Genomic DNA, 17,262 nt, shown 5'->3' on the forward strand with positions numbered 1-17,262 from the left:
CCTTAACTCCCCTTAATCTTTTTCCTAAAATTAACCTTGCATGACAATATCCATTTAAAAAAACTTGATGTAACCGATTACACTTCAGGTATTATAAGGATTGTGTTGGCAAAAATACGCCGTTTTACCCCGTTGGTGCGAGGTTTACGGGGGTGATAAACTAAGGGGTGTAAGCGATTTCATTTTATAAGATGGATCACCTTTTTACGCGCCACAGCATGATATTGTTGTCAACATCAATACCTTCAAGGAGTCGATATGTACGTTCTAGTTACCGGTGGTAGCGGTTACATTGGTAGTCACACTTGCGTTCAATTAATCAAAGCGGGCTATGAGCCAATCATTCTGGACAATCTTTGCAACAGCAAAGCCAGCGTTTTGGAACGCATTACTACTCTGACAGGTAAAACCCCTATCCTCTATCAGGGCGACATCCGCGATCGCGCCCTGCTGGACAAAATCTTCAAAGAACACCCAATCCATTCAGTCATTCACTTCGCTGGCCTGAAGGCCGTTGGCGAGTCGGTGAACAAGCCGATGGAATACTACGATAACAACGTTTACGGCTCGCTGGTGCTGGTTGAAGCGATGCGCGCCGCTGGCGTCACCAACCTTATCTTCAGCTCCTCCGCCACCGTGTATGGCGATCAGCCTAAGACCCCTTACGTTGAAGATTTCCCAACCGGAACACCGTCGAGCCCTTACGGGCGCAGCAAACTGATGGTTGAGCAGGTTCTGCAGGACCTTCAGCGCGCGGAGCCAAACTGGAGCATCTCGTTATTGCGCTACTTCAACCCGGTCGGCGCGCACCCGTCTGGCCTAATGGGCGAAGACCCGCAGGGCATTCCAAACAACCTGATGCCGTTTATCGCGCAGGTTGCCGTAGGCCGTCGCGACTCGCTGTCAGTGTTCGGTAACGACTACGACACGCCAGACGGTACCTGTCTGCGTGACTACATTCACGTGGTTGACCTGGCCGACGGCCACCTCGCCGCGATGAAAACGCTGCATAACAAGCCAGGCGTCCATATCTATAACCTCGGCGCTGGCGTCGGCAAGAGCGTGCTGGAAGTGATCAACGCCTTCAGCGATGCCTGCGGCAAGCCGGTTAACTATCACTTTGCACCACGCCGCGCTGGCGATCTGCCTGCTTACTGGGCCGAGCCGAGCAAAGCTGCCAAAGAACTGAATTGGCGCGTCAGCCGTACTCTGGAAGATATGGCTGCTGATACCTGGCTGTGGCAATCAAACAACCCACAGGGCTATCCAGACTAAGGAAATGTAATGTCCAGTTTTGACCCAAAAGAGCATCCGCACCGCCGCTATAATCCGCTGAGCGATCAGTGGATTTTGGTGAGTCCGCATCGGGCCAAGCGCCCATGGCAAGGTCAGCAGGAGACGCCGTCGCAGGAAACGCTGCCGGCACACGATCCTGACTGCTTCCTGTGCCCGGGCAATACCCGCGTGACCGGTGACGTGAATCCTGACTACCAAGGCACGCACGTTTTTACTAACGATTTTGCGGCGCTGATGCCGGATACGCCTTTCGCACCAGAAAGTGACGATCCGCTGATGCGTTGTCAGAGCGCGCGCGGCACCAGTCGGGTTATCTGCTTCTCGCCAGACCACAGCAAAACGCTGCCTCAGCTGTCGCTCGAGGCGCTGGAGAAAGTGGTTACCACCTGGCAGGAACAGAGTGCTGATTTGGGCAAAACTTATCCCTGGGTTCAGGTATTTGAAAACAAGGGGGCGGCGATGGGATGTTCCAACCCGCACCCGCACGGTCAAATCTGGGCCAACAGCTTTTTGCCGAACGAAGCCGAGCGTGAAGACCACCTGCAGCGTCAGTATATGGCGCAGCACGGCTCTTCCATGCTGCTTGACTACGTACAGCGTGAGCTGGCCGACGGCAGCCGCACGGTAGTCGAAACCGAACACTGGCTGGCGGTTGTCCCTTATTGGGCCGCCTGGCCTTTCGAAACCCTGCTGCTGCCGAAGGCGAAAGTGCTGCGCCTTACCGAACTCGATGAGGCACAGCGTACCTGTCTGGCGCTGGCGCTCAAAAAGTTGACCAGCCGCTATGACAACCTGTTCCAGTGCTCTTTCCCGTACTCAATGGGCTGGCACGGCGCACCTTTCCGTGAAGGCAACGACGCGCACTGGCAGCTGCATGCACACTTTTATCCGCCGTTACTGCGCTCAGCGACGGTAAGAAAATTCATGGTTGGCTATGAAATGCTGGCCGAAACACAACGTGACCTGACCGCCGAGCAGGCCGCAGAGCGCCTACGGGCAGTGAGTGACGTTCATTATCGTGAGGCCGGAGTAAAATGATGGAATTGAAAAACAAGACCTTGAAGATTTTTGAAGAAACATTTGGCTATCCGGCCACTATCACCATTAAAGCTCCGGGCCGTGTGAACCTGATTGGCGAACACACCGACTATAACGACGGTTTCGTTTTACCCTGCGCTATCGATTACGAAACCGTGATCGCCTGCGGCCAACGCAATGACCGCATCATCCGCGTGATTGCCGCCGATTACGACAACCAGCAGGACGAATTCTCGCTCGACGAAGCGATTGTCAGCACCGACGCGCTGCCTTGGGCCAACTACGTTCGCGGCGTGGTGAAACACCTGCTGCTGCGCAACAGCGACTTCTCTGGCGCGGATATGGTGATTAGCGGCAATGTGCCTCAGGGTGCAGGCCTCAGCTCTTCAGCCTCGCTAGAAGTGGCCGTCGGCCAGGCGCTAAAAAGCCTGTATGACCTGCCCGTCGACGGCGTGCAGTTAGCGCTCAACGGTCAGGAAGCGGAAAACCAGTTCGTGGGCTGCAACTGCGGCATCATGGACCAGTTGATTTCCGCATTGGGCAAGGAAGATCACGCCCTGCTGATCGACTGCCGTTCGCTGGAAACCAAAGCCGTTTCGATGCCGAAAGACGCGTCCGTAGTGATTATTAACTCTAACGTTAAACGCGGTCTGGTCGACAGCGAATACAACACGCGTCGCAAACAGTGTGAGGAAGCTGCGCGCTTCTTCGGCGTGAAGGCGCTGCGTGATGTCAACCTCGCAGAGTTCGCCGAAAAGGAACAAGGTCTGGATCCGATGACCGCTCGCCGTGCGCGCCACGTCATTACTGAAAACGACCGTACCGAGGCCGCGGCTATCGCGTTGAGCCACGGCGACCTGAAAAAAATGGGCCTGCTGATGGCCGAGTCTCATGCCTCAATGCGCGACGATTTCGAAATTACCGTTCCGCCTATCGACACGCTGGTCGAGATTGTTAAATCGGTGATCGGCGATCGTGGCGGCGTGCGTATGACCGGCGGCGGTTTCGGCGGCTGCATCGTCGCCCTGATACCAAGCGAGCTGGTCGAAAAGGTGCGTAAAACCGTGGAACACGAATATCACGCCAAAACCGGGATTAAAGAGACGTTCTACGTCTGCCATGCCTCGGAAGGAGCCAGCGTATGTTAACGCCAGTCAGCACCCAGCGAGCCCCAGACGGCTCGCCTTTTCAGTTGGTTACGCTTAAAAACCCTGCGGGGACAACGGCTACCTTTATGGATTGGGGTGCGACCTGGTTGTCTTTCGTCCTGCCTTTGGCGGATGGCGAACGCCGCGAGCTGCTGCTGGGCTGCCAAAGCCCGGAAGAGTATGTCAACCAGAGCGCCTATCTGGGCGCAACGGTCGGCCGTTATGCCAACCGTATCGCGCGTTCGCAATTTCAAATTGACTGTAAACCCCATCTGCTGGTCGCCAATCAGGGCGTCCACCAGCTGCACGGTGGACCGGAAGGGTTCAACGCTCGTCGTTGGAAAATCCTTAACTACACTGAGCAGAAAGTCAGTTTCCAGCTGGTGTCGCCGGACGGCGATCAGGGGTATCCGGGGGAATTGACGGCGGAGGTCCACTACGTGCTGACCGACGATAACCGTCTTGAAATCAGCTATAAGGCACAGGTTGATAAGCTGTGTCCGGTCAATCTGACCAATCACGCCTATTTCAATCTCGACGGCGAGGGGCATGACGTCCGCAAACACAGACTTCAGCTGTTTGCCGAACGTTTCCTGCCTATCGACAGCGACGGTATTCCCTGTGCAGATCTCACCTCGGTGCAGCAGACCGGCATGGATTTCCGCACGCCGAAAACGCTCGCGCAGGACTTCCTCAAGGATCGCGACCAGCAGCGCGTTAAGGGCTATGACCACGCGTACCTACTGTATGCCACCTGTAATGCGAGCGACAATCCGGCGGCTAATCTGTGGTCTTCCGATAACAAGGTCAAGATGACGGTCTTTACTTCGGCCCCAGCCCTGCAGCTCTACACCGGTAACTTCCTCAACGGTACGCCAAACCGCACGGGTGGGCAGTACGCCAACTACAGCGGCGTGGCGCTCGAGAGCGAGTTCCTGCCGGACAGTCCCAATCACTCGACCTGGCCGCAGCCAAGTTGCTGGATAAAACCGGGTCAGACCTACCGCTCGGCCACGGTTTACCAGTTCTTTGCACTTTAACTCTAACGCTGCTGCATAAAAAAGGGCCATCGGCATAATGCGGATGGCCCTTTTACATTGCGGACTTCGAGATTAAAAATAAGCCGGGGATTATCCCGGCTTTTACTATTACCCTAACCTATTCAGACCATTAGAAGTCAACGTTGACCCCCAGTTGGAAGGTTCTGCCCGGCATCGTTGCCAGGGCGAGATCGGCCTTATCCTGAGCCGTTGAGGTCTCAGTGTCACGCGTGCTCAGGTAGTCCCAGTACTTTCTGTCGGTCACGTTATAGATACCGCCGCTGAGTTTGACGTTTTTTGCCACCTGATAGTAACCGGTCAGGTCAACGATACCGTAGCCGGGAATACGCGCGTATTCCGTGGAGGAATCGGTGATAGCGGTGCCTGCATTGGTGTAGGTTTCGCGGTTAGTTGCGGTCGCCTGCTTGCCTTTGTTGAAGGTCGCTGTCACGGCTACCCCGTAAAGCTTCGACGGATCGTCCCACGCCACACCGGTCACGAGTTTCATTGGCGCCACGCTGTCGAGGTCGACGTACTTATCGCCTTCATAGCTGGATTTGGACGCGCCCTTGGCATAGCCGAACGACAGGCGCGCACTCAGGCCATTGACCTGCTCATACCAGGTACCGAAGTTAAATCGTGCAGTCAAAGAGCTGCCGTAAATGTAAGCTTTGTCGCGGTTTTCAGCTTCATAGGCAATATAGATATTGCCTGGAATATTGGTGAAGACCGATGGGCTTCCCGAACGGGTGTAGCGCGTGTAAGCAATGAAGTTTTTGTACTGGCTGTAGAACGCATTCAGGTTAAAGGTTATCCCTGGTGTCGCTTCGCCTTTGATGCCCCATTCGTAGTTGTTGCTGGTTTCGGTCTTGAGATCCGAATTACCGATCAACGCATACTGCGAGCTACCGGCATAGCTTGAGCTCAGGTTCCATGAGCCGTAAAGCTGGCTGGCGTCCGGGAACTGCGCGCCGCGTTTGTATTGCAGATAGGTCTGCACTTTCGGCGTGATGTCATAGATAAAGGCCAGAGACGGCAGCAGTTGGGTATCGCTGGTGGTGCCGTACAGCGTCGAAAGTTCTGATTCGGACAGCGAGCCGTTGGCCAGCGTGCCCAGATCTTTCGGCTCGGTCTTCTGATACGCCAGGCGCAGGCCCGGCACCACCGAGAAGTTATGCCCGTCGAGGTCCCACGTCATGGTGTCTTGCGCAAAGGCACCGAAGACATAAGTACGGCTATTGGCCTGCGGTGGCATGGTGTAGCTGTAGGTCGACTGCACCGGTGACTGGCTAAACGGGCGATCGCTCTCGCTGATGTTGCCGTTCAGACCCCAGCTGAATTCGTGGATGCCCCACGACTTGGCCATTTTGCTATCCAGGCCGAAAGTATGGGTGTTCAGGTCAGAGAAGGTGCGCACCAGACTGGTACCGGTGGTGGTATTCGGGCCGTAGGTGTTGTCGTGCGCCTGCGTTTTCTGGAAGAACAGTTTAGTGTCGATGGTATCCACCAGCTGCGAATACGGCGTCCAGTGGTCAAGCACGCTCGCCGTGATACGCCGCGTCTGGCTAGTCTGGTAGTTGGTGCCGTTGGTTGCAGAACCTGCGCTATTCCAGGAATCGAAATGGGTGTGGTTAGTCTTGTCGTAAAGATCGACGGTGCCTGTCAGGGTATGAGTGTCGGTCACCGCCCAGGTTCCCGAGGCCATGATGGCATCGGAGTGCCAGTTCGCCGGATAAGCGTCACGAGTGCCGCTGTTGTTGCGGGTCTCTTGACCATCACGACGGCTAATCACCACTACGCCGCTTAAATCACGATCGCCACCCGCCACCGTGATGCCGTTGTGCCAGCTGTGGTTCGAGGAGTCATAGTCGCTCTGATAGCCGAAATAAGTGTGTTTGTTTTCGCTCAGATAGTCATCGGCCGTTTTCGGCTTGAATGACACCGCCCCGCCGATAGCGGTATTGGCATAGGAGACGTTGGTCGCTCCGGACTGGATATCCACTGCGCCATAGAGGTAAGGGTCGATGTAGTCACGGCCCATGCCGAAGGTTCCCTGCCCGGCACGTCCGACGTAAGGTCGGCCCGTCGCGCTTGGCTGCGAGATACCGTCAACGTCAATAGCAACGCGATTCGACTCAAGGCCACGAACGTTATATCCGGTGTAGCCGCTGCGGTCGAACCCGCTTTTGCCCACCGAAGAACCGCCTGCTGAACCGGTCGCACTGACCAGCGGCTGATAGCGCATGAGGGTTCCGAAGTCGTTGCCGCCGTCTTTCTGCATATCTTTGGCGGTGATTTTAGTTTCGTCACCGGCTTTTCTCTCAACTTTAGGAGAAATAACCGTCATAACGTCCCCGGCATCGGCCGCGTTAGCCGTTGATTTTTTTACCACTGGTGTTGTCGTCGCCGTTTCTGCTGCAACGGCGTTCATGACTGAACTGGCGACCAGGCTTAACGAAAGCAAAGTCTTAAGGTGACGCGTTCCCTTGTGTGGAGACATAAAAAGGCCTTAGAGAATTTAAGATTATTATGTTGCTCAGCAATGAATTTCCAAAAAAAATGCACGGCAAGACCCTGTTATTAATCAGGATTTAAAATAGTCATAATTGATAATAGGAATGATAATAATTATCATATCTATTTATGTCAACATTCAACTTTCGGTAGGTTCCATGATCTAAGGTAATTTTTTCGTAAGTTTTCAGAAATTAGCGGGAATTGAGGTGTTACCGATCATGGCGGCTCGATCATTTAGCTAAAAATGTGATATCTATCCTCACGGGTTGGGGATTTATTCAGCCAAAAACACTTGTTACATCTACTCTTACAGAGTGTCCTGGTGAGCAGGACGTCTTAAAAGGAATGAGTTATGCGTTTACCAATTTTGTTGTCGCTGTTAGCAACGCTTTGTATTGGGGGTAATGCACTGGCCGCCGAGGCCATGAAGGCACCTTCTGCGGCACAGGCTGCACAACGTCAGAAAATGACCGACTGCAACCAGCAGGCAACCACGCAGAGTCTTAAGGGAGACGAGCGCAAGACTTTCATGAGCCACTGTCTGAAAGCAGAGGCTAAAACCAGTGATAAAGCGATGACTCCACAGCAAAACAAGATGAAGACTTGTAATGCAGATGCTGCGAAAAAAGAGCTCAAAGGTGATGCCCGTAAGACCTTTATGAGCACATGTTTGAAAAAAGCTGCGTAATCAGAAGTAAAGCAAACTCCCGTTAACGCACAGCCTCAAACTTGGGGCTGTGCGTTTCGTTTATTGATTGCCGACGCAGGGGGTCAGGCCATATAATGATCGCAGTTGTCATTGGAATTTCAGTAAATTGAGGAGTTTAGCTATGGCTGTAACCAAGCTGGTTCTTGTAAGACACGGCGAAAGTCAATGGAACCAAGAAAACCGTTTTACCGGTTGGCATGATGTTGATCTTTCGGATAAAGGTCGTACTGAAGCAAAACAGGCAGGACAACTGCTTAAAGATGAAGGCTTCCAGTTTGATTTCGCTTACACGTCTGTACTGAAACGTGCCATCCATACTCTGTGGAGCGTTTTGGATGAACTGGACCAGCCGTGGCTGCCGGTTGAAAAATCCTGGAAACTGAACGAACGTCACTACGGTGCGTTGCAGGGTCTCGACAAAGCAGAAACCGCGGCCAAATACGGCGATGAGCAAGTCAAACAATGGCGTCGCGGCTTCCGCGTAACTCCGCCAGAGCTGGACAAAAGCGACGAGCGTTTCCCAGGCCATGATCCGCGTTATGCAAAACTGCGTCCTGAAGAGCTGCCAACCACCGAGAGCCTGGCGCTGACCATTGAGCGCGTTATCCCTTACTGGACTGACGTTATCAAACCACGCCTCGAAAGCGGCGAGCGCGTTATTATTGCAGCGCACGGTAACTCACTGCGTGCTTTGGTGAAATACCTCGACGACCTCAGCGAAGAAGAAATTCTTGAGCTGAACATCCCTACCGGTGTGCCACTGGTGTATGAGTTTGACGAAAACTTCAAACCCATCAAACACTACTACCTGGGCAACGCTGAAGAAATCGCTGCAAAAGCTGCCGCGGTTGCTAATCAGGGTAAAGCCAAGTAATTCAGTCCGGTACTGAAACGAAAAAAGAACGCCTCGGCGTTCTTTTTTTATGGGTGGCATTTTTTATTGTTGGAAAAATCCCCACGCCACGCTGAATTTGCCGACTCCAAAGGTCGGCGAAATCAACTTAACCGCGACGCTTTTGCACCGCGCCAGCCAGGCTGCGCAGCAGGGTCTCGGTGTCTTCCCAACCGATACAGGCGTCGGTCACGCTCTGGCCGTAAACCAGTGGCTCCCCGGTGTCGAGACTCTGGCTCCCTTCGACAAGGTGACTTTCCACCATGACGCCCATGATAGCGTGTTCGCCGCTGGCAATCTGACCACAGACGTCTTCGCAGACTTCCATCTGCTTCTTGAACTGTTTGCTGCTGTTGGCGTGGCTGAAGTCAATCATGATCTGAGCAGGCAAACCGCCCTTCTTCAGGCCGTCTTTGACTTCTTTCACGTCAGCGGCGCTGTAGTTAGGCTTTTTGCCCCCGCGCAGAATGATGTGGCAGTCGCTGTTACCTGCGGTGTTCACGATAGCGGAGTGGCCGTATTTAGTTACGGACAGGAAGCAGTGTGGCGCGCCAGCGGCGTTGATGGCGTCGATAGCCACTTTAATGGTGCCGTCGGTACCGTTTTTAAAGCCGACCGGGCAAGACAGGCCAGAGGCCAGCTCGCGGTGAACCTGAGACTCGGTAGTGCGAGCACCGATAGCGCCCCAGCTCATTAAGTCAGCCAGGTACTGTGGCGTGATCATGTCCAGAAACTCGCCTGCCGCAGGTAAACCGGTGTCATTAATATCCAGCAACAATTTACGTGCGATGCGGAGACCGTCGTTAATCTGGAAACTGTTGTTCATTTGCGGATCGTTAATCAGGCCTTTCCAGCCTACGGTGGTGCGCGGTTTTTCGAAGTAAACACGCATCACGATTTCGAGGGAGTCGCGCAGCTCTTCACGTAGCGTCAGAAGACGTGCTGCATACTCTTTTGCCGCTTTGGGGTCATGAATGGAACAGGGACCAATTACCACCAACAGACGATCGTCATTACCCTTCAATATCTTATGGATAGCATTGCGCGCCTGGGAAACCGTTTTAGCGGCTTTATCAGTGGCGGGAAATTTTTCCAACAATGCCACCGGCGGTAAAAGTTCCTTAATTTCTTTAATGCGTAAATCGTCGTTTTGATAATTCATAACTGTTCCATTGGGTATTTCATAAAAGGTCGAAACTAATTTCCAAACGCGACCAATCTAGCGGCATTGCGCAGCGCTGTAAATCGACTTTCGGCCATTAATGGGCATTTATCTCATTGCTATGACCTGAACCTCAACTAAGCTTTTATATTGATAACCATTTGCAAAATTTAGATGATTTCTCAATACAAACCTGAAATGGAGGCTAGGACATGAAAAAGCTCGCGATAATTCTTCTTACAGCAGGTCTGGCTCTGGGCAGCGGTGCGACATTTGCAGCGGACGGGTCTAATGCTGGTGCTGGATCCAATAATGGTAACGCTAATCAGACAGGCGGACCGGGATCGATGCAAAAACTTGCGCCAAACGGCGTTGATAACAGCAAGATCAATACTTCTGATACCAATACTGCACAAAAACCAATGACGCATCACAAGAAAACGACCAAGATGCATAAAAAAACCAGCAAAAACAAAGACCATAAAATTACCATGTGTAAAGACGGTCGTTGTCCCGACCAAACGCCGGGGACAAAACAGTCCGCCGACACGGGTAAATAGTTTTGCCGGTTTGATTCGGACGGAGGGCTTAGGCTCTCCGTTTTTATTTGTGGTAAAAGATGACTTAAAATAGGAAGTTATTCAGACTAGTTTCAGTAAATAAAGCGCTGAACCACATTCGTGGTATATCAATATTAAAAACAGATAGGGAAAATTATGTCAGTACGGTCTCTTTTACCCGAGGACAGAAACAGCCGTCGTTTGCTGTTGGCATTTTTAGTTACCGTGGTCTTTATGGTGGCCGAAGTTATTGGCGGTATGATTTCCGGCTCGCTTGCTCTGCTGGCCGATGCCGGCCACATGCTGACCGACGCAGCCGCCCTGCTCATGGCGCTAACGGCGGTTCGCTTTGCCCGCCGCAAAGCCAATGCTCGTCACACCTTCGGTTATCTTCGCTTGACCACTATGGCAGCGTTCGTTAACGCCTCTGCGTTGCTGCTTATTGTCGTGCTCATCCTCTGGGAGGCCATCCGTCGTTTTATGACGCCGGAGCCGGTACTGGGCGGAACCATGCTGGCAATCGCCATTGCCGGGCTGTTTGCTAACCTGCTGGCCTTCTGGCTGCTGCATCAGGGTGAGGAAAAGGGGAATATCAACGTGCGTGCCGCGGCACTTCACGTAATGGGGGACTTGCTGGGATCTGTCGGTGCGGTAGGGGCAGCCCTGATTATCATGTACACCGGCTGGACGCCTATCGACCCAATCCTGTCGGTACTGGTGTCCTGTCTGGTGCTGCGCAATGCCTGGGGGCTGCTGCGTGAGAGCTTTCACGAGCTGCTGGAAGGCACGCCGCAGGAGATTGATATCGATAAACTGCGTAAGGACCTTTCGCTAACTATTCCCGAGGTGCGCAACGTTCATCACGTCCACGTATGGCAGATTGGCGAACAGCGTCTGATGACTCTGCATACGCAGGTGATTCCACCGCATGACCACGATGCGCTGCTGGGCAGGATCCAGCACTACCTGTCAGAGAAATACAAAATTGGTCATGCGACGATTCAGATAGAGTATGGCGTCTGCGAAATGTATGACTGCACCTTAAACGATGCAGCGGCGATTTCAGCCGCGTCAGGACAGGGTCATCACCATCATCACGGTCATGACCACGGGCATCATCACTAAAGGGTTAGCGCGTTCAGGCGTTGCCCTGAACGCGCAGCTTGAGCTGGGCCGCAAAGTCCAGCATGCGGTTTAGCGGAATTAACGATTTAACTCGCAGCGCTTCCTCAACCTGTATCTCGTGCTGACTTCCCCCCTGCTCCAACCCTTCTGCAATCGCCTTCAGGCCGTTCATCGCCATCCACGGACAATGTGCACAGGTACGACAGCTTGCCCCTTCACCGGCAGTCGGTGCGGCAAACAGCTCTTTGTCTGGACACGCCTGCTGCATCTTGTAGAAGATACCGCGATCGGTGGCGACGATAAGCTTACTGTTAGGCAGCGATTTGGCCGCCTGAATCAGCTGGCTGGTTGATCCGACGGCATCGGCCATGTCTACGATCGCCTGAGGGGACTCTGGATGCACCAGCACGGCCGCTTCAGGGTATAAAGCTTTCATACGGGTCAGGGCTTGGGTTTTAAACTCGTCATGGACGATACAGGCCCCTTGCCAGCACAGGATATCTGCCCCGGTCTGTTTGCGAACGTAATTTCCGAGATGACGATCGGGAGCCCAGATGATTTTTTCGCCAAGACTATCAAGGTGTTCAATAAGTTCGACGGCAATACTGGAGGTGACCACCCAGTCGGCGCGTGCTTTCACTGCGGCAGAGGTGTTGGCATAAACGACGACCGTTCTGTCGGGATGGTTGTCGCAAAAGTCGGAGAACTCTTTTTCGGGGCAGCCGAGATCCAGTGAGCATTCGGCATGCAGTGTCGGCATCAGCACGGTTTTCTCGGGACTGAGGATTTTTGCCGTTTCGCCCATGAAACGCACGCCAGCGACCAGCAGCGTTGAGGCACTGTGTTGACTGCCGAAACGCGCCATCTCGAGCGAGTCGGCCACGCAGCCACCGGTCTCTTCTGCCAGCGCCTGAATCTCGGGGTCAGTATAGTAATGAGCGACCATCACCGCATCACGCTGTTTAAGGAGCCTTTTAATCTTTTCTTTATAAAAGGTTTTCTCGTCGTCGCTCAAAGAGGCGGGTTTAGGAGGGAAAGGATAAACCGCCGCGTTCAGGTCCAGTGTCTCACTCATTACTCATCATCTCAGTCAGCCGTCAATATGCCGGCAAATCATCGGATCGAGCCTTCAAGAAGCCCGTTTGTTTTATATGCTAAACAAAATACTCCGATGACAGATAAATGTCGCTGTAATTTTATGCTAATTCGTGATTTTGTTTAAGCGGCTTAAAATTTAACAAATGAAGTGACGATTTATTATCGTGATTCGCATATTCGGGTTGTGAAGTTTGAAGGATCGTGGACTTGAGCTCAAGGTTGCCGCTTTTGGTTTGATACTCATATTGACGGTATCAGGGCGGCGCAGAACGAAGTGATGAGGAACGATGTTATTCCGAATCCGCAGTGAAGGGACAGCGAAGCGGCGCGACCTGCGCCAGGCGAAGTCGTAACTGAAACGTACTCATCCTTCTGCCTCGGTCATCTCAAGATAACAAGGAGGAGGATTCACAAAGGGAATGGTCTTGAATTCCTCTTGTGTCGGTCTGGGCCAATGCCCAGTAGGCGCAACGCGTTCGCGTTGTCGTCTCGCTTCGCTCGGCTCGAACCAGAACGCAGCTTCTCACCCACACGACGCGCGGGATCTGCTGCTTTAGAGCTAGGGAATAATTTCGCAGACCCTGAAACGCAAAAAACGCCCGTTAGGCGCTTTTTTCTTAGAAGTGGTGGGTCGTGCGGGATTGATTCGGCCTTTGGCCTCACCCTGCGGGCAACGCGTTCGCGTTGTCGTCTCGCTTCGCTCGGCTCGAACCTGAACGCAGCTTCTCATCCACACGACGCGAGGGATCTGCTGCTTTAGAGCTATGGAACAATTTCGCAGACCCTGAAACGCAAAAAACGCCCGTTAGGCGCTTTTTTCTTAGAAGTGGTGGGTCGTGCGGGATTGATTCGGCCTTTGGCCTCACCCTGCGGGCAACGCGTTCGCGTTGTCGTCTCGCTTCGCTCGGCTCGAACCTGAACGCAACTTCTCACCCACACGACGCGCGGGATCTGCTGCTTTAGAGCTATGGAACAATTTCGCAGACCCTGAAACGCAAAAAACGCCCGTTAGGCGCTTTTTTCTTAGAAGTGGTGGGTCGTGCGGGATTCGAACCTGCGACCAATTGATTAAAAGTCAACTGCTCTACCAACTGAGCTAACGACCCTCTTCTAACTGACTGACTTCTTACTACAACATTAAACAGTGGTGGGTCGTGCGGGATTGATTCGGCCTCTGGCCTCACCCTTCGGGCAACGCGTTCGCGTTGTCGTCTCGCTCCGCTCGGCTCAAACCTGCTACAGGTTCTCTTACCTACGACTTAACACATTTACTACAACATTAAACAGTGGTGGGTCGTGCGGGATTCGAACCTGCGACCAATTGATTAAAAGTCAACTGCTCTACCAACTGAGCTAACGACCCTCTGTTTACTGCTTACAAATTTTACTGCTTAAAACCTATCGAAACCAAACAGTGGTGGGTCGTGCGGGATTGATTCGGCCTCTGGCCTCACCCTTCGGGCAACGCGTTCGCGTTGTCGTCTCGCTCCGCTCGGCTCGAACCTGCTACAGGTTCTCTTACCTACGACTTAACACATTTACTACAGCATTAAACAGTGGTGGGTCGTGCGGGATTCGAACCTGCGACCAATTGATTAAAAGTCAACTGCTCTACCAACTGAGCTAACGACCCACTAATCTGCTTAATTTGCTTGCCTGATTAACTTGTTTCAGTTTGTCTGGGCAACGGCGGCATATATTACTGATTTATCTCGGCAGCGCAACCCTAATTTCGAGATAACTTACTGACTGCTTGTTCTTCATACATTCGAGCCCGAAAAATAGTCTAAATGGTTATTTTTCGGGCCTGAATGGCTAACTATTTTGAAGACAAACGTTTTTGAGCCGCTCGCGCAGATTCGGTGTTCGGGTATTGTTTAACCACTTGCTGGAACACGGCTTTCGCTTTTTCGCTCTGGCCTTTCTCCTGCATGATGATCCCTACCTTGTACATCGCGTCTGGGCTTTTCGGCGACTTCGGATAGTTTTTGACCACTACCGCAAAATAGTACGCTGCGTCATCTTTCTTACCCTTGTTGTAATACAACTGGCCGAGCCAATAATTGGCATTAGGCTGGTAAGTCGAATCCGGGTATTGCTTGATAAAAGCCTGGAAGGCAGTAATTGCCTGATCGGGCTGTTTCTTTTCCAACGCTAATGATACAGCGTTGTTGTAGTCAGTGTCCGGATTCCCCGAGCTTGCAGGCGCGCTGCTAGCAGAAGCAGAGTCAGAACCGCTGTCAGCCGTTGCTGCACCTGCTGAAGCACCTGCAGCGGCCGCAGGGGCACTACCTGAGCTTTGCATCGAAGCTATCTGCTGGAGAATCTGGTTTTGACGATCGGTAATCTGCTTCAGCTGATATTGGCTGTCCTGGATTTGCCCACGGAGCGTCGCAATATCATTCTGGTTATCGGAGACTTGTTGCTGGAGTTGAGTTAATAGCTGGCCTTGACCGTTAGAGATACGCTCAAGGGTGGTGACTCGATCTTCTATCGAGCCGGAGCCGACATTACTGATTGGTGCCGAGGCAGTAGCGGCCCAAGGGGCCGCTACGCCAATCAGTAACGACAGACTCAACAGGTGATGTCTGAAGTTACTGCTCATGCGATTCTCTTAGTAAACCAGTACGGCACGACGGTTTTTAGCGTAAGCCGCTTCGTCATGACCCAGTACAGCTGGTTTTTCTTTACCGTAAGAAACGATAGAGATCTGGTCAGCAGAAACGCCTTTACCCTGCAGGTACATTTTAACTGCAGAAGCACGACGCTCGCCCAGTGCGATGTTGTATTCAGGTGTGCCACGTTCGTCGGCGTTACCTTCAACAGTCACTTTGTAAGACGGGTTGCTACGCAGGAATGCAGCGTGTGCATCCAGCATCTGAGCGTAGTCAGAAGAAACATCATACTTGTCCAGACCGAAGTAAACGATGTTGTTCTTCTGCAGCTCTTGCATTTGCTGGCGAGCTTGTTCTTCTGAAGACATATTGCCGTTTTCAGTGCCAGTACCAGCACCGTTAGCGCCGTATCCAGCTTGGCCATTGTCTGCGGTTTTGTGTGAACTACAAGCAGCGATTGCCATTACAGGTACTGCCAACAGCAGGCCTTTCAGCACTTTATTAAGTTGCATCTCGTTGATCCTTTTTTATAATTTGCCATACATATCTTAACATGCATCACAGGTACGGCGACCAGGCAGGAGAAGATACCTGTCCTTCGGTAGCCGGAAGACGCGCTTTGAAACGCCCATCAGTCGAGACCAAATTCAACACCTGCCCGAGTCCTTGAGAAGAACTGTAGATAACCATGGTGCCGTTCGGCGCGATACTAGGCGTTTCATCCAGGTACGTGTCCGTTAATACTTGAACGGCTCCCGTGTCCAGATCTTGTTTGGCGATGTGTTGGCTACCGTTTGCGGAACTAACCATTACAAGGAATTTTCCATCGGGGCTAACATCTGAGTTCTGGTTCTGAGAACCTTCCCACGTCAGACGCTGAGGCGCACCGCCATTAATATTTACTTTATACAACTGAGGACGACCACCCTGATCCGAGGTAAACGCCAGATTTTGACTATCTGGGAACCAGGTTGGCTCAGTGCTGTTGCTGCGTCCGTCAGTGACCTGGCTGATTTGGCCAGAAGCTAAATTCATTACATACAGGTTCAGGCTGCCTGATTTAGACAAGGCCATCGCCAGTTTGGTACCGTCTGGAGAAAACGCGGGTGCACCGTTATGACGCGGGAAGTCAGCGACTTGACGGATTGCGCCGTTAGCCAGGGTCTGAATCACCAGAGCAGACTGACCGCTTTCAAAAGTTACGTAAGCCAGTTTGCTACCGTCTGGAGACCAGGCCGGTGACATCAAAGGCTCGGTCGAACGGTGCACGACAAACTGATTGTAGCCGTCATAGTCAGAGACTTGCAGTTCAAACGGGAATTTCCCGCCGTTGGTCTGCACGACATACGCGATACGGGTGCGGAATGCGCCTTTAATTCCGGTCAGCTTCTGGAATACTTCATCACTCGCGGTATGTGCTGCATAACGCAGCCACTCTTTGGTGATTTTGTATTGGTTCTGTGCCAGAACGGTTCCGCTTGCACCCGAGGTGTCAACCAGCTGATAAGACACCAGATAGCTGCCGTCACCGCCAGGCTGAATTTGACCAACAACCACGTCATTGATGCCCAACGCGCTCCAGGCAGCAGGCGTAACTTCAGCCGCTGTGCTCGGTTGCTGTGGCATACGTGCGTTGTCGATAGGATTAAATTTGCCGCTGTTGCGCAGGTCAGCCGCAACGATGCCGCCGATATCCTGTGGAGGAGTCCCCGGACCAGCCCATTTAAAAGGTACTACTGCAATTGGGCGGGCAGAGTCTACCCCTTGGGTTATCTCGATGCGCACTTCCGCATGAGACACCGTCGCCCACATCATCAATAGGCCGAACGCTACTCGAATTGCCTGTTTCATTGTATCTCCCTTATCTGGACTCAGAGCCCGAAAGAAATCTTACGCCTCGTCAGGTGGCGTCACAAACGGCAGAAGACCGCGCATCGATTTCCCAATTTTCCATGTTGGGAATGCACGGTTTCCTGCTGCTTTACACTGCCCGACACCTGCGAGCCACGACGTCTGACCGGCTTATTCTTTCCGCGATAAACTAGCAGAATTTTAACAAACC

At 52.7% G+C, this 17,262-nt stretch carries 14 protein-coding genes, 3 tRNA genes and 4 other RNA genes; 8 read left to right on the forward strand and 13 right to left on the reverse strand.

All coding sequences use genetic code 11. The annotated features are described in order from the left end of the window. Positions 1-258: 258 nt before the first annotated feature. From galE to galM, 4 genes are read left to right on the forward strand one after another with little or no spacing between them, the layout of a single operon-like run. Positions 259-1,275, forward strand: coding sequence for a UDP-glucose 4-epimerase GalE (gene galE, locus O1V65_RS13075; RefSeq protein ID WP_017492990.1), 1,017 nt, complete (start codon positions 259-261; stop codon positions 1,273-1,275). 9 nt (positions 1,276-1,284) lie between these two features. Next, positions 1,285-2,334 carry a galactose-1-phosphate uridylyltransferase gene (gene galT, locus O1V65_RS13080; protein ID WP_017492991.1) on the forward strand — a complete coding sequence of 350 codons (1,050 nt, stop codon included), beginning with the start codon at positions 1,285-1,287 and terminating at the stop codon, positions 2,332-2,334. Continuing rightward, the gene (gene galK, locus O1V65_RS13085) at positions 2,334-3,482 is read left to right on the forward strand and encodes a galactokinase (RefSeq protein ID WP_017492992.1); all 1,149 of its coding nucleotides are present in this window, start codon (positions 2,334-2,336) and stop codon (positions 3,480-3,482) included. Before galT ends, galK begins: the two co-directional genes overlap by 1 nt. Next, a complete protein-coding gene (gene galM / locus O1V65_RS13090) occupies positions 3,476-4,522 on the forward strand; it encodes a galactose-1-epimerase (protein ID WP_192503438.1) in 1,047 nt (348 codons plus the stop codon). Before galK ends, galM begins: the two co-directional genes overlap by 7 nt. Positions 4,523-4,652: 130 nt before the next feature. Here galM and O1V65_RS13095 read toward each other — a convergent pair whose 3' ends face one another. Then, positions 4,653-7,022 (reverse strand): TonB-dependent receptor domain-containing protein, encoded by a 2,370-nt coding sequence (locus O1V65_RS13095; protein ID WP_269129779.1) that lies wholly within the window; start codon positions 7,020-7,022, stop codon positions 4,653-4,655. A 369-nt stretch (positions 7,023-7,391) separates the two neighbouring features. Between O1V65_RS13095 and O1V65_RS13100 the strand changes: the two genes are divergently transcribed. Together O1V65_RS13100 and gpmA are read left to right on the forward strand one after the other, a co-directional pair. Continuing rightward, positions 7,392-7,727, forward strand: coding sequence for a PsiF family protein (locus O1V65_RS13100; protein ID WP_017492995.1), 336 nt, complete (start codon positions 7,392-7,394; stop codon positions 7,725-7,727). A 142-nt stretch (positions 7,728-7,869) separates the two neighbouring features. After that, positions 7,870-8,622: a 2,3-diphosphoglycerate-dependent phosphoglycerate mutase gene (gene gpmA, locus O1V65_RS13105; protein ID WP_017492996.1), complete on the forward strand. Its 753-nt coding sequence runs from the start codon at positions 7,870-7,872 to the stop codon at positions 8,620-8,622. Positions 8,623-8,749: 127 nt separating this feature from the next. Here gpmA and aroG read toward each other — a convergent pair whose 3' ends face one another. Next, entirely contained in the window at positions 8,750-9,802 is a 1,053-nt protein-coding gene (gene aroG, locus O1V65_RS13110; RefSeq protein ID WP_017492997.1) for a 3-deoxy-7-phosphoheptulonate synthase AroG, read from the reverse strand. A gap of 212 nt (positions 9,803-10,014) precedes the next feature. On the opposite strand from aroG, the gene O1V65_RS13115 reads away from it, so the two are divergent. Together O1V65_RS13115 and zitB are read left to right on the forward strand one after the other, a co-directional pair. Next, positions 10,015-10,362 (forward strand): protein YbgS, encoded by a 348-nt coding sequence (locus O1V65_RS13115; RefSeq protein WP_017492998.1) that lies wholly within the window; start codon positions 10,015-10,017, stop codon positions 10,360-10,362. Positions 10,363-10,518: 156 nt separating this feature from the next. After that, positions 10,519-11,487, forward strand: coding sequence for a CDF family zinc transporter ZitB (gene zitB, locus O1V65_RS13120; RefSeq protein ID WP_084911620.1), 969 nt, complete (start codon positions 10,519-10,521; stop codon positions 11,485-11,487). Between the two features lie 13 nt (positions 11,488-11,500). Here zitB and nadA read toward each other — a convergent pair whose 3' ends face one another. The 11 genes from nadA to tolB form a co-directional block, all read right to left on the reverse strand. Next, on the reverse strand, positions 11,501-12,562 hold the full coding sequence (gene nadA / locus O1V65_RS13125; RefSeq protein ID WP_017494472.1) for a quinolinate synthase NadA: 1,062 nt from the start codon (positions 12,560-12,562) through the stop codon (positions 11,501-11,503). A gap of 647 nt (positions 12,563-13,209) precedes the next feature. Further along, a non-coding RNA gene (locus O1V65_RS13130) (RtT sRNA) lies at positions 13,210-13,335 on the reverse strand. A gap of 77 nt (positions 13,336-13,412) precedes the next feature. Next, a non-coding RNA gene (locus O1V65_RS13135) (RtT sRNA) lies at positions 13,413-13,538 on the reverse strand. Positions 13,539-13,615: 77 nt separating this feature from the next. Beyond that, positions 13,616-13,691 (reverse strand) — tRNA-Lys (locus O1V65_RS13140). Between the two features lie 39 nt (positions 13,692-13,730). Continuing rightward, positions 13,731-13,858: non-coding RNA, RtT sRNA (locus O1V65_RS13145), on the reverse strand. A 14-nt stretch (positions 13,859-13,872) separates the two neighbouring features. Continuing rightward, positions 13,873-13,948: transfer RNA gene (locus O1V65_RS13150), tRNA-Lys, on the reverse strand. A gap of 52 nt (positions 13,949-14,000) precedes the next feature. Continuing rightward, positions 14,001-14,128, reverse strand: a non-coding RNA gene (locus tag O1V65_RS13155) — RtT sRNA. A 14-nt stretch (positions 14,129-14,142) separates the two neighbouring features. Continuing rightward, positions 14,143-14,218: transfer RNA gene (locus O1V65_RS13160), tRNA-Lys, on the reverse strand. A gap of 186 nt (positions 14,219-14,404) precedes the next feature. Beyond that, the gene (gene cpoB / locus O1V65_RS13165) at positions 14,405-15,190 is read right to left on the reverse strand and encodes a cell division protein CpoB (RefSeq protein WP_017494048.1); all 786 of its coding nucleotides are present in this window, start codon (positions 15,188-15,190) and stop codon (positions 14,405-14,407) included. A gap of 9 nt (positions 15,191-15,199) precedes the next feature. Continuing rightward, positions 15,200-15,712 carry a peptidoglycan-associated lipoprotein Pal gene (pal, locus tag O1V65_RS13170; RefSeq protein WP_017494049.1) on the reverse strand — a complete coding sequence of 171 codons (513 nt, stop codon included), beginning with the start codon at positions 15,710-15,712 and terminating at the stop codon, positions 15,200-15,202. 46 nt (positions 15,713-15,758) lie between these two features. Next, complete coding sequence (gene tolB, locus O1V65_RS13175) at positions 15,759-17,051, reverse strand: Tol-Pal system beta propeller repeat protein TolB (RefSeq protein WP_017494050.1); 1,293 nt, start codon at positions 17,049-17,051, stop codon at positions 15,759-15,761. Between the last annotated feature and the right edge of the window lie 211 nt (positions 17,052-17,262).

The organism is Rouxiella badensis (assembly GCF_026967515.2).
Classification (GTDB): domain Bacteria; phylum Pseudomonadota; class Gammaproteobacteria; order Enterobacterales; family Enterobacteriaceae; genus Rouxiella; species Rouxiella badensis.

What these genes read in the sequence shown, in the direction of transcription:
- galE (WP_017492990.1), top strand. Translation starts at nt 259, where the DNA reads ATGTACGTTCTAGTTACCGGTGGTAGCGGTTACATTGGTAGTCACACT.
- galT (WP_017492991.1), top strand. Translation starts at nt 1,285, where the DNA reads ATGTCCAGTTTTGACCCAAAAGAGCATCCGCACCGCCGCTATAATCCG.
- galK (WP_017492992.1), top strand. Translation starts at nt 2,334, where the DNA reads ATGGAATTGAAAAACAAGACCTTGAAGATTTTTGAAGAAACATTTGGC.
- galM (WP_192503438.1), top strand. Translation starts at nt 3,476, where the DNA reads ATGTTAACGCCAGTCAGCACCCAGCGAGCCCCAGACGGCTCGCCTTTT.
- O1V65_RS13095 (WP_269129779.1), bottom strand. Translation starts at nt 7,022, where the DNA reads ATGTCTCCACACAAGGGAACGCGTCACCTTAAGACTTTGCTTTCGTTA.
- O1V65_RS13100 (WP_017492995.1), top strand. Translation starts at nt 7,392, where the DNA reads ATGCGTTTACCAATTTTGTTGTCGCTGTTAGCAACGCTTTGTATTGGG.
- gpmA (WP_017492996.1), top strand. Translation starts at nt 7,870, where the DNA reads ATGGCTGTAACCAAGCTGGTTCTTGTAAGACACGGCGAAAGTCAATGG.
- aroG (WP_017492997.1), bottom strand. Translation starts at nt 9,802, where the DNA reads ATGAATTATCAAAACGACGATTTACGCATTAAAGAAATTAAGGAACTT.
- O1V65_RS13115 (WP_017492998.1), top strand. Translation starts at nt 10,015, where the DNA reads ATGAAAAAGCTCGCGATAATTCTTCTTACAGCAGGTCTGGCTCTGGGC.
- zitB (WP_084911620.1), top strand. Translation starts at nt 10,519, where the DNA reads ATGTCAGTACGGTCTCTTTTACCCGAGGACAGAAACAGCCGTCGTTTG.
- nadA (WP_017494472.1), bottom strand. Translation starts at nt 12,562, where the DNA reads ATGAGTGAGACACTGGACCTGAACGCGGCGGTTTATCCTTTCCCTCCT.
- cpoB (WP_017494048.1), bottom strand. Translation starts at nt 15,190, where the DNA reads ATGAGCAGTAACTTCAGACATCACCTGTTGAGTCTGTCGTTACTGATT.
- pal (WP_017494049.1), bottom strand. Translation starts at nt 15,712, where the DNA reads ATGCAACTTAATAAAGTGCTGAAAGGCCTGCTGTTGGCAGTACCTGTA.
- tolB (WP_017494050.1), bottom strand. Translation starts at nt 17,051, where the DNA reads ATGAAACAGGCAATTCGAGTAGCGTTCGGCCTATTGATGATGTGGGCG.